This window comes from Dapis brunnea BLCC-M229 (genome assembly GCF_050015995.1).
Lineage (GTDB): Bacteria > Cyanobacteriota > Cyanobacteriia > Cyanobacteriales > Microcoleaceae > Trichodesmium.
In genome coordinates this window covers 32994-45952 of the sequence record NZ_JBNHEP010000282.1, presented here as the reverse complement: position 1 = coordinate 45952, position 12959 = coordinate 32994, and the positions used below count along the sequence as shown (strand labels likewise).

At 38.4% G+C, this 12959-nt stretch carries 6 protein-coding genes; 2 read left to right on the top strand and 4 right to left on the bottom strand.

Annotation, left to right across the window (positions count from 1 at the left end; all coding sequences use genetic code 11):
• Nucleotides 1-476: 476 nt before the first annotated feature.
• Together ACP6PM_RS32440 and ACP6PM_RS32435 are read right to left on the bottom strand one after the other, a co-directional pair.
• Nucleotides 477-848, bottom strand: coding sequence for a cyclic nucleotide-binding domain-containing protein (locus ACP6PM_RS32440; protein ID WP_426590973.1), 372 nt, complete (start codon nucleotides 846-848; stop codon nucleotides 477-479).
• A gap of 319 nt (nucleotides 849-1167) precedes the next feature.
• Nucleotides 1168-2802, bottom strand: coding sequence for an alpha-D-glucose phosphate-specific phosphoglucomutase (locus ACP6PM_RS32435; protein ID WP_426590972.1), 1635 nt, complete (start codon nucleotides 2800-2802; stop codon nucleotides 1168-1170).
• A 596-nt stretch (nucleotides 2803-3398) separates the two neighbouring features.
• On the opposite strand from ACP6PM_RS32435, the gene ACP6PM_RS32430 reads away from it, so the two are divergent.
• Both ACP6PM_RS32430 and ACP6PM_RS32425 read left to right on the top strand, forming a co-directional pair.
• Nucleotides 3399-6335, top strand: coding sequence for a DUF4347 domain-containing protein (locus ACP6PM_RS32430; protein ID WP_426590971.1), 2937 nt, complete (start codon nucleotides 3399-3401; stop codon nucleotides 6333-6335).
• A gap of 195 nt (nucleotides 6336-6530) precedes the next feature.
• Nucleotides 6531-9185: a DUF4347 domain-containing protein gene (locus ACP6PM_RS32425; RefSeq protein WP_426590970.1), complete on the top strand. Its 2655-nt coding sequence runs from the start codon at nucleotides 6531-6533 to the stop codon at nucleotides 9183-9185.
• Between the two features lie 795 nt (nucleotides 9186-9980).
• Here the strand turns inward: ACP6PM_RS32425 and ribD are convergent.
• Together ribD and ACP6PM_RS32415 are read right to left on the bottom strand one after the other, a co-directional pair.
• Nucleotides 9981-11105 carry a bifunctional diaminohydroxyphosphoribosylaminopyrimidine deaminase/5-amino-6-(5-phosphoribosylamino)uracil reductase RibD gene (ribD, locus tag ACP6PM_RS32420; RefSeq protein ID WP_426590969.1) on the bottom strand — a complete coding sequence of 375 codons (1125 nt, stop codon included), beginning with the start codon at nucleotides 11103-11105 and terminating at the stop codon, nucleotides 9981-9983.
• A gap of 1034 nt (nucleotides 11106-12139) precedes the next feature.
• A complete protein-coding gene (locus tag ACP6PM_RS32415) occupies nucleotides 12140-12676 on the bottom strand; it encodes a cyclic nucleotide-binding domain-containing protein (protein ID WP_426590968.1) in 537 nt (178 codons plus the stop codon).
• Between the last annotated feature and the right edge of the window lie 283 nt (nucleotides 12677-12959).

Genomic DNA, 12959 nt, shown 5'->3' with positions numbered 1-12959 from the left:
CAAGGAGGAAAGTCCCCCTAAAAGGGGGAGGCTTGAAACCCATTTTTTCGGTCATTTATGGGTTTACAGTAGTTTTGGAGTTGATGAGGTACAAAGTTTTACGAGTTTAGGTATGGAGGGAATAGGGAAAAGAGATTAGTATTGAACTTAAACTGTACCTCATTATCCTCAAAAGTGCTGTAATATCCCATTGTCTAAACAGTGTGTACAATTGGTTGGGGTTATAAGACGCGGAGCGGTGGCGTGACAGTATCCCCATCCAATTGTTCCTTCTCTCCTAGATAATACCCTTTCACGGAAGTTAAAAGTCAAAAGTTAGATTTTATCGGCTCAAAACTTTTACTATACAGTAACTTCAGGAAATTATTTCACATTTAAAGTTTGAAACTATTTGTGACATCTTTAAAGTGAATTGGTATCACTAAAGCCTTTTTTCCTTAAGATAAATTTTTAACAAAATATCTTTAGTATAACAACTAGAGAGAAAGTTTTAAGCGACGCAGACGATCGGAATAACTCCTAATTACATAAAGAGCAAACATAGGTGTTTCCTGAACTGCAAATAAAAACCGTTCTTGGTCAATATCAGCTAATTTACATTCTGTTTTAGCAATAGCAGTAGAAGCGCGAGTATGTTCTTCATGTACTAGCGCTCCCTCTCCAAAAACATCACCTGCTTTAATTGTTTCAATAACTTGACCATTAACAAATAACTCGACCACTCCTTCAATAACTCCATACATTACATCACCTTTTTGTCCATCTTCAAAAATCACATCACCAGGAGAAAAAGTTTTATCTCCTGGTTGTTTCTGAAATAACTCTACAGTTTTTGCTGGTTCGAGCATAATTATGTCACTCCTAATATCAATATCTATAAAATATCAAATATTTAGTGGAAGTTAAGCGTATAGTCATTTTAGTTTAGACTGAGACAAGGATTTCTTACTGTCAAAGGGTTTCAGCTAAAAAACATGTTTCATTCTTATTTAAAATGACTATAACTTCCACTCCCAATAGACATCTCCGGAAAAGAGGGAACAGGGAACACTTAACTGGGAACAGGGAACAGGAAGAAAGAATAGATAATTTCTGGATGATAATTAATTTGATTTTTAATTTTCACCAGATGTCTAATAATGAACCTCTTACTTCCTGCCTTATAAATTAGGTAATTACAGTTGGTTTTTCCCTGCCTGTAAGATTCTTAATTTGAGCAATTTCATCTGCTAAATTAATTAGAGGAGATAAAGCTTCCTGAGTATCTTGGTCTTGTTTAGTAGCATCTGGCTCATAACTTTCAACATACAAACGTAGAGTTGCTCCCTGAGTTCCTGTACCTGAAAGTCGGAATACAATGCGAGAACCATCAGTAAAACCAATACGAATACCCTGTTTCTGACTCACGCTACCATCTATTGGGTCTGTATAGCTAAAATCATCAGCATATTTTACCTCATATTGACCATATTGCTTTCCTGGTAAAGAAGGTAATAGGGAACGTAAATTGTCCACTAGGGTATTAGCTTTATCGGTTTCTACCCCTTCATAGTCATGGCGAGAATAATAGTTGCGACCGTAAGTTTTCCAGTGTTCTTTAACAATATCTTCTACTGACTCTTGCCGTGCTGCCAGAATATTCAACCAGAACAATACTGCCCAAAGTCCGTCTTTTTCCCGCACATGATTAGATCCTGTACCAAAGCTTTCTTCACCGCAAAGAGTAGCTTTGTCCGCATCTAATAAGTTACCAAAAAATTTCCAACCCGTTGGAGTTTCATAACAGTCCAGACCCATTTTAGACGCTACTCGGTCTGCTGCTGCTGAAGTTGGCATAGAACGGGCAATACCAGCTAAACCAGAACTATATCCAGGAACTAACTTAGCATTAGCAGCTAATATTGCCAAACTATCGCTAGGAGTAACAAAGAAATTCTTACCTAAAACCATGTTGCGATCGCCATCCCCATCAGAAGCAGCCCCAAAGTCGGGAGCATTATCACCAAACATGATTTCTACCAAGTCGTGAGCATATACTAAATTAGGGTCTGGGTGCCCACCACCAAAATCTTCCAGAGGTATACCATTTTGTACTGTACCTGTGGGAGCGCCTAACCGTTGCTCAAAAATATCTTTCGCATAAGGTCCGGTCACGGCGTGTAATGAGTCCATACACATCCGAAACTTACCAGACTTTAGTAGTTCTGATATTTTGCCAAAATCAAACAATGATTCCATCAACTCAGCGTAGTCTGCTACAGAGTCAATAACTTCTACAGTCATTTCCCCTAACTTCTGACTACCCAGTTGGTCTAAGTTAATATCCTCAGCTTCGATGATTTTGTAGCTATCTATAACTTTACTACGTTCATAGATGGCACTTGTCACCTTTTCTGGAGCGGGGCCACCATTACTAATATTGTACTTAACACCAAAGTCCTCTTCTGGTCCACCTGGATTATGACTAGCAGAAAGGATTATACCACCAAAGGCTTGATTTTTACGAATAATACAGGAAGCAGCAGGAGTAGAAAGAATACCACCTTGACCCACTAACATTCGACCCACTCCATTAGCAGCTGCCATTTTCAGAATTATTTGAATTGCCTGACGGTTGTAATAGCGACCATCACCACCAAGCACAAATGTTTGACCAGAAAAACCTTCTAAACTATCAAAGATAGACTGAATAAAATTTTCTAGGTAGTTGGGTTCTTTAAAAGTTGGCACTTTTTTGCGGAGTCCAGAAGTGCCTGGTTTTTGGTCGCTAAATGGTTTAGTTACAACTGTTTGTACATTCATGGTTTATCGTAATTTAACAACTGTATCTACATATCAGTTATCAGTTATCAGTTATCAATTTCTCTTAATTTTAACTTTTAACTTTTAACTTTTGACTTATATCAAATCCAGATAATTACTATATCCAAAGTCATTGCGACTGGAACTCGTAGAAGCAAGCAATTTCAAGGGTTTAGGAGATTGCTTCCTGTCGTCGCAATGACGACTTTTCATCCGGACTTAGATATTACTTCTGCAAGAAATCTATTATTTCTATTTTAATTTTTACACTAAATATGGCACGTTAGAAAAATTAATTTTTTGGTGTTGAGTAAATGTACTTATGGTTAACTTAAGGTTAATAAAATTTAGAATTTTTTGGCTCCAAAAAACTGCATAACCTTATGGCAACTCAGAAATATATCAGGCTGGACAACAAAACAAAAAAAAAACGGCCTTGCACAATCATGGGATGATTTCAAGGAGTTGCGAAAAAATTTTTCCTTGTTTATCAAACTCTGTCCTTAAGGATGAGGTTTGATCGATAATTTCAGCTCATGCAAATTTGCCTATCATCCCGCGACAATTGTAATATCAAAAAAAACAATTAATTAATTATGAGTCAAACAAAACTATTATTCCTCGACTCCAAGGTAGAAAATTATAATTACCTCATCTCACAGGTTGACTCTCAGACAAAAATAGTTGTCTTACAACCCAATCAAAATGGTATAGACCAAATATCTAAAAGTCTTGGTGAATGCCATTATCCGGATACGGTTCATATTATTTCTCATGGTGCAAAAGGTACTTTGTATCTGGGAAATAGTATCTTGAGTTTAGACAATATTCATCTATATGTTGAGAGTATTCAGCAGTGGGGTAAATATTTGTCTGCTGAGGCGGAAATATTAATTTATGGTTGTCAGGTGGCAAGTGGTAAGGAAGGTAGAGAATTTGTCCGACAACTGCATCAACTTACAGGAGCAAATATTGCTGCCTCGGAAACACTGACTGGGAATGTTAGTAAAGGTGGTAACTGGAATTTAGAGGTAATATTCGGTCAACTCAAGTCAGCATTAGCATTCACACCGGAAGTTAGAGCGAGTTATGTCGGGGTATTGGCAAATATTGTGGTGGATACTACTAATGATGTAGTAGATGATAGTGATGGTGTGACTTCTCTGCGGGAAGCAATTATTGAAGCGAACAGTACCCCGGAAAATGACACTATTCAACTGACAGCAGGGTCAACATATAATTTGACTATTGCAGGTAGTGACGAAGATGCTGCCGCCACAGGAGATTTAGATATTGTTGCTGGAGGTGGAGAAATAATAGTTATTTCTGAGGGAGAAGAAAAAGCTGTTATTAATGCTGGAGGTGAAACAGGTATCAATGACAGGGTGTTTCATGTTTTGGAAGACGCTTCCCTAGAGTTGGAAAATGTAGAAGTAACTGATGGGTTTGTCACTGGTACCAATGGTGGAGGCATTTACAACTCAGGTACAGTTAGTATCAGCAATAGCACTATTAGTGGTAATCAAGCTAGAAATGATTATGCTATCTACTACTACACAAGAATTGTTGGTGGTGGTATCTACAACTCAGGCAAAGTTAGTATCAGCAACAGCACTATTACTGAAAATTCAGCATCTTATGGTGGTGGAGCTATCTACAACACAGGTACAGCTGAGATCAGCAATAACACTATTATTAGTGACAATTCAGGATTTTCTGGTGGTGGTATCTACAACTCAGGTACAGTTAGTATCAGTAACAGCACTATTACTGAAAATTCAGATTTTTTTGATATTGCGGGGGCTATCAATAACAATTCAGGTACAGCTAATATCAGCAACAGCACTGTTAGTAATAATTATGGTGGTGGTATAACAAATAACTCAGGTACAGCTAATATCAGCAACAGCACTGTTAGTAATAATTATGGTGGTGGTATAACAAATAACTCAGGTACAGCTAATATCAGTAACAGCACTATTAGTAACAACAATTCAGCATCTTATGGTATTGGTGGTATAACAAATAACTCAGGTACAGTTAATATTAGCAACAGCACTATTAGTAACAATTCAGCATCTTATGGTGGCGGTATTAATAACTACTTAGGAGTAGCTAATATCAATGATAGCACTATTAGTGATAATTCAGCATTTATTAGTGGTGGTGGTATTAATAACAACTTAGGTACAGCAAGTATCAGCAATAGTAGCATTAGTGGTAATTCAGCATTTTTTGCAGGTGGTATCAATAACAACTCAGGTACAGCAAGTATCAACAATAGCACTATTAGTAATAATTCAGCATCTTATGGTGCTGGTGGGTTCAATAACTACTTAGGTACAAGCAGTATCAGCAATAGTACCATTAGTGGTAATTCGGCATTTTTTGGTGGTGGTATCTACAATTTAGCTGGTACAGCTATCATCAGCAACAGTACAATTACTCGTAATGAAGCTCCTTCAGGTTCAGGAAGTGGCATTTTCCAAAAAGCTAGTTCTCAGGGATTTTATTATCGTGGTAATTCCTACAACAGATATGATTACGCCTCTACTACTGTTACCTCTAGCATTGTTTCTGGTAATATTAACAGCGACATTGACTCTTTAGAAAATAACAATACTCTTATCAGTGGTGGCAATAATCTAATTGGTACAGGTAATGCCATCAATAGCTTCAACGGTGACAATGACCAAACAGGTATCACTGACCCTTTACTTGGAGAGCTTGCTGACAATGGTGGCCTTACATTGACCCATTTACCTCTCCCTAATAGTCCCGTAATTGATGCAGGTAGTAATCCCAACGCACTTACCACAGACCAACGAGGGGAAGCACGATTTGTAGGCATAGCAGTTGATATTGGTGCAGTGGAATTACAAAATTTACCGCAGATAACTGGTACTCCTGAAAGCGAAGTCCTTAATGGTGGAGATGGTAATGACACTATTACAGGTCTAGCAGGTAATGATACTATTAATGGTCGTGGTGGTGATGACCAAATTATCGGTAGTCAAGGTAACGACTTCCTCTATGGAAAAAACGGCGATGATACTCTAGAAGGTCGTCAAGACAACGACCATCTCTTTGGTGGTAATGGTGACGACTCTCTCCTTGGTGGTCAGGGTCGCGATCGCTTCAGCGGTGGTTCTGGTAACGATACCCTGACTGGAGGAGCAAGTATTGACCGTTTTATTTTCAATACCAATCAAGAATTTACTCCAGAGGATATAGGAGTAGATACCATCACCGACTTTGTGCCACAACAAGATATAATTCTACTTGACAAGAGTACATTTACAGCTATTACCAGTGACTCAGGAACAGGTTTTAGTGTAGATACTGAATTTGCTATAGTTTCCAGTGACTCTGATGCCGAAACCTCACCAGCAGTCATTGTTTACAACAGCAACAACGGCAAATTGTTCTACAATGCTAATGGTACAGAAGCAGAATTTGGCAGTGGTGGTGAATTTGCTAATCTGACTAATACCCCATCTATTAGTGAGGATGATTTCTTCGTGAAAGGATAAAATCTTAACTTAAAATAATATTACAGTGGTTTTCGTGTAGGTACACCACAGTAGGGACGTTACATGGAACGTCCCTACAAAGTTTTGGTTATGACGTGAGGTCATTTACCTGAAAAGCGCTGTAGGCAGTTATATTAGAAAATAGTGTAAGTTAATGCTAAAATTTTATAGCTATCCTCAAAAATCCTATGAATTATGAATCAGACCAAACTATTATTTATCGACTCCAAGGTAGAAAACTACCATAATCTAATCTCACAAGTTGACCCTCAGACAAAAATAGTTATCCTACAACCAAATCAAAATGGTATAGACCAAATATCTAAAAGTCTGAGTGAATGCTTTGATGTGGATACAGTTCATATTATTTCTCATGGGGCAAAAGGTGCTTTGTATCTGGGAAACAGTATCCTGAATTTAGAGAATATTCATCTATATGCTGAGAGTATTCAGCAGTGGGGTAAATGTTTATCTGCTGAGGCGGAAATATTGATTTATGGTTGTCAGGTAGCAAGTGGTAAGGAAGGTAGAGAATTTGTTCGACAACTGCATCAACTAACTGGAGCAAATATTGCTGCCTCGGAAACACTGACAGGAAATGTGAGCAGAGGTGGTAACTGGAATTTAGAAGTAATATTTGGTCAACTTAAGTCAGCATTGGCATTCACACCAGAAGTTAGGGCAAGTTACGCAGGGGTTTTGGCAAATATTGTGGTGGATACTACTAATGATGTAGTGGATGATAGTGATGGTGTGACTTCTCTGCGGGAAGCAATTATTGAAGCGAACAGTACCCCGGAAAATGACACTATTCAACTGACAGCAGGGTCAACATATAATTTGACTATTGCAGGTAGTGACGAAGATGCTGCTGCTACCGGAGATTTAGATATTGTTGCTGGAGGTGGAGAAATAACAGTTATTTCTGAGGGAGAGGAACAAGCTGTTATTGATGCTGGGGGTGAAGTAGAAATCGATGATTTTGCTTTTTTTATTTTGGAGAGTGGAATCAACAATAGAGTGTTTCATGTTTTGGAAGATGCTACCCTAGAGTTGGATAATGTAGAAATCACTGGTGGACTTGTAACTGATGGTATTTCTGGTGGAGGAATCTACAATTCAGGTAAACTTACTATCAACGACAGCACTATTAGTGGAAATGTAGGAGATTTCACCAGTAGTGGTGGAGGAATTTACAACATAGGTACAGCAAGTATCAGTAACAGCACTATTATTGGTAATTCCGCAAGTGGAGGAGGAGGGATTGTCAACAGAGGTACAGCAAGTATCAGTAACAGCATTATTAGTAATAACTCCGGATTATCTTCTTCTGGTGGAGGCATTATTAATAGTTCAGGTACAGTAAGTATTACTAACAGCACTATTAGTGGCAATTCATCAAGTTTTGGTGCTGGTATTCTTAACTACTCAGGTATAGCTAATATCAGCAACAGCGCTATTAGTAGTAACTCAGCCTCTTCTGGTGGTGGAGGCATAATCAATAACTCAGGTACAGCCAATATCATCAGCAGCACTATTAGTGACAATTCTTATGGTGGTATTATTAACTATTTAGGTACAGCCAATATCAGCAACAGCACTATTAGTAGTAATTCAGCATCTAACGGTGGTGGAGGGATTACTAATACTGGAGGTACAGCCAATATCAGCAACAGCACTATTAGTAGTAATTCAGCATCCAACGGTGGTGGTGGTATCTACAACTCAGGTACGGCTATCATCAGCAACAGTACAATTATTCGTAATGAAACTCCTTCAGACTTAGGAAGTGGTATTCTCCAAAAAACAAGAACTCTTGAGATTTTTGACAATGATGGTAACTCCAACAGCTATACCTTTTACGCCAATGCCACTGTAACTTCTAGTATTATCTCTGGTAATATTAACAGTGACTTTGACTCCGCAGAAAATAGCAATACTCTTACCAGTGGCGACAATAATCTTATTGGTACAGGTAACACCATCAATGACTTCAACGGTGAAAACGACCAAACAGGAGTCACCGACCCTCTACTTGGAGACCTAGCTGATAACGGTGGCCCCACCTTGACACATTTACCTCTCTCCAATAGTCCCGCTATTGATGCAGGTAGTAACCCCAACTCACTTACCACAGACCAACGTGGTGAACAGCGTTTAGTAGGCGAGGGGGTTGATATTGGCGCAGTGGAAGTGCAAACTCCACAAGAAATTACTGGCACTCCTGAAAGCGAAGTCCTCAATGGTGCAGGTGGTAATGACACTATTATAGGTCTGGCAGGTAATGACACTATAAATGGTCGTGGTGGTGACGATCAAATTATTGGTAGTCGAGGTAACGACTTCCTCTATGGAAAAGACGGCGATGATACCCTAGAAGGTCGTCAAGACAACGATCGCCTATTTGGTGGCAATGGTAACGACTCTCTTATTGGCGGTCAGGGTCGCGATCGTTTCAATGGTGGTGCAGGTAACGATACTCTCATTGGAGGAGCAAGTATTGACCGTTTTATTTTCAATACGACTGATGAATTTACGCCAGCAGATGTGGGAATAGATACCATCACCGACTTTGTGCCACAACAAGATATAATTCTGCTAGACAAAAGTACATTTACAGCTATCACCAGTGACTCAGGAACAGGTTTTAGTGTGAATGCTGAATTTGACATAGTTACCAGTGACTCTGATGCCGAAACATCTTCAGCAGTCATTGTTTACAACAGCAACAACGGCAAATTGTTCTACAATGTTAATGGTACAGAAGCAGAATTTGGCAGTGGTGGTGAATTTGCTAATCTGACTAATACCCCATCTATTGGTGAAGATGATTTCTTCCTAAGAGGATAAAATCTCAACTTAAAATAATATTACAGTGGTTTTCATCTGGGTACACCACATTAGGGACGTTACATGGAACGTCCCTAGTGGTTTTTGGTTGTGATATCATGTCCGTTTATATCGTTTGTGTAAAAGTTAGCGTAAAGATCAACAAGAAATTTAAGTTTTTTCTGGCTCTTAAACCTTCCTCCCTCTCGTCCCTCTTCTGTGTTCCCTCTTCTGTGTTCCCTGTTCCCTACCTTTGCTATACAATACCGATGCTACCGGACATGATATGACTTGAGGTTATTAAGTGAAAAGCACTGTAAAATCCGCAACCGATCTATATTCTTTAGTTGAATACAAAGTAAGAAATGATGCAAGTTTTTAAACTGATTATATTAAAGGTAGATATGGAGCTATACCTTTACAGCAGTTTTCATATGAATAAACCACAATGAATAGAATCAACCCACAGCATCATCTTGAGTAATTTGAGCGATCGCTCAAATTGCAGTTTTCATCCTTGATAGACCACAGTCTCCTCCAGAAACCCTAAGTATCGTATATTTATTCAGTCATAATTTGAAGAACGAGGGCTTTTATACTAACTCCTAACAATGAGTTTAGTGGTCTACTCAACTGAAAAGCGCTGTAATAGCAGGAGAAAAAAATATTTTTCTCCTGATACATTCTTTTCTCCTGACTCCTGAAGACTGCCTAATTATTTATAACTGTTCATCCGCAGATGATATAATACCTGTTTATTATTCAGGGTATCCTTACCACCTTATTACCTTCAGATGATTCTCCGATCAAAAAAACTCAAGTTTTTTCCTCTTCCTGCTGCAAATAACCTGCTAATAAATAATCACAACCAACAACACGCATACTAACATTTTCTAATTCCAAAGATTCTGTCATTTTAGTTAATCCTAAATCCCCTACAGGTGAAGGTGCTATTTCCCCACCAATAATTTTCGGAGCAATAAAAGCCCAGATTTTTTGCACTGCACCATCAGCGATCGCCTTCGCAGCTAAAGTCCCCCCACATTCCCAAAGTACAGAAAGAAATCCGCGATCGTAGAGATTAGCCATTACCACTGCTGGAGTTAAAGTCGAAGTTTCCACCACTTCCACCCCTTTTTGCCTCAAATATTTCTGAAATTCTCGATTAGAATCTATTTCCGTAAATACTAAAGTTTCAGCCTCACTAACATCCCATAAATTAGCCTCTGTAGGCAAATCTAAACTGCGACTCATAACCACCCGCAAAGGATTATCATCTCGACTCCTGCGACTCGTCAAAAATGGGTTATCTCGCAGAACCGTATTACCTCCAATAATCACAGCATCACAAGCAACCCGTAACTTATGCACTTCACTCCGCGCTTCCTGAGAAGTCACCCATGAACTATGACCTGTAGTAGTAGCAATTTTGCCATCAAGAGTCATCGCATATTTCAAAATTCCGAAAGGACGATGGTAAAGCATTCGGTGAATAAAAGCTTCATTTAGTTCGCGACATTCCGCCTCTAATACTCCGACTAATACTTCAATACCAGCATCCCGCAACCTTGCCACACCAGCACCTGCAACCAGAGGATTAGGATCTATCATTCCGATCGCTACCCTTGCTACACCTGCTGCAATTAAAGCTTCCGTACAAGGTGGCGTCCTTCCATAATGATTACATGGCTCTAAATTAACATAGGCAGTAGCACCTCTAGCCTTTTCCCCCGCCTCTCTAAGAGCAAAAACTTCAGCATGAGGATGACCAGCACCAGGATGAAACCCCTCACCCATAATTTGGCCATTTTTAGTAATCACACAACCCACCAAAGGATTAGGGGCAGTCTTTCCCAAAGCACCTCGGGCAAGTTCTAGACAATGACCCATAATTAACCGATCCAACTTATCTTGATTTTCACTCTCATCAAATTCCAACATCTTCAGATTTTTAATTTCAAGTTAAACATTAGACATCTCCAGAAATTATATAGAACTGATTTGGTTAGGACTTATACCATTTCTCAAAAACTTTTCTATACTTTCTTGAGTAGAGGAGTAAGGGAGTGGGTAGGGACGTTGCATGCAACGTCCGATAGCGAGAATTCAATAATGAATAATGAATAATTGGCATTGCTGAATTAAGGTATGAAAGTAAGTTTATCGGTAATAGGGAACAGGGAACACTTAACTGGGAACAGTTAATATTCACAAGTAGTTCAAACAATCCCAAATGATCAAATCATACCGTATTTCAGCAACGCCGAATAATTAATAATTAATAATTACCTATTCTTATAAAGAAGAGGATTGGCTAAAAGGAATTTTTTTTCTCTCTTAGTAGATTGGATATGGCGTTTCGGCTGTCGCCGACATGAAAAGCGGAGCGGCTCTGAAAGAGCGGGAGACCTCGCCATCCCATCCTTCGGAATGCTCCGCAAACGACCGCTTCTTTATCCATGAATGGACAAGCTTTATACCTTGATTTCTCGGTAAACATAATAATAATTAACATTAACTGCCTAACAATTAGGGAATAAGTTATTTTCCCTGTATTAATTACTTGATAACTGAAGTGTGACCAAAATATAGCCTTAATACATGGAAATTGGTATTATACAAAGAAACCCTCTCTCTTTAAATATATATTAAATGGGTTCTATAAGTCTGATCTAAAACTATTGTAGAGACATTGCATACAAGCTCTCTACATCAACGACTGTTGTAAAAGTCACACTAAAAATTTTTTTTTGTACTTAATTGTGCGAAAATCTCTTGCATGAATGCCTAATTCTACAAAAAGTCCATTCTTTCTCAGATATATCTATTAATTTGATATCCTCTTCAGCCTAAAGCCAAGGGGCTGGATGTATTTCAATTTCTTCCCTACTCCCTCTCCCCCTCATATCTTAATAATAAGTATTTAACTAAGCGTGGTATTCGCCGGCCTCAACTAATCAAGGACTTAATTACATTTAAGTACCCTTAAGACGGACCATTAATGTTTCATATCTAGACCTAGCTAAAGCACTATTTTCTACTCCTGTCTCAATGTTCTGATTCTCCAGACTATCTGGATATACGACCTCTGGACGATTGCTAAAGCGTGTAACAGTACCGCGTAATCTACTCGATAAAAACTTAGTAACTGCTCGATAAAATCTGAGAGAAAATAATACATCCTGCTCTAGTTTTTCATTTAATTTTTGTTTAGAAATTGATAGAACTAAACTATCTTCTATTGCTTTTACAGTAGCAGATGGTAAACGACCATCCACAAAAGACATCTCTCCCAAAACTTCACCAGCAACAACAATCCCAATTTCTTTATCCCCAAGCGCAGATAGATAAGCTTTCATTGTCCCATCCAGCACAATATAAAGGGCATCAATTGGTTGGCCTTCATTAATTAATATAGTATTAGTAGTAATTTTTTCTTTACTACCATTGGCAATCATCCAATCAATGTCACGATCGCTTAATTCCCCTAGAATAGCTAGAACTTTGCTCATATTACATTTGCTTAACAATATATATTGACTTAAGTTATATTTTACTGGAGATGAGACACCAAACTTACCACAGTTTCCAGTTTCTATTCCATTGGCTAAAAATACTTTCCCTGTTGCCTACTATGCCCAAAAAGTCTATATCTTTATTCACTAGATGTCTATTAGAAATCTCCAATAAACATCTCCAGAAAATAAATAACGAGACTTAAAGCATTATATAAAACTAGCTAAATTCCGCCAAATTTACGAGAAAAAATCCTTTTTTATAACTTTTTCCTGAAAA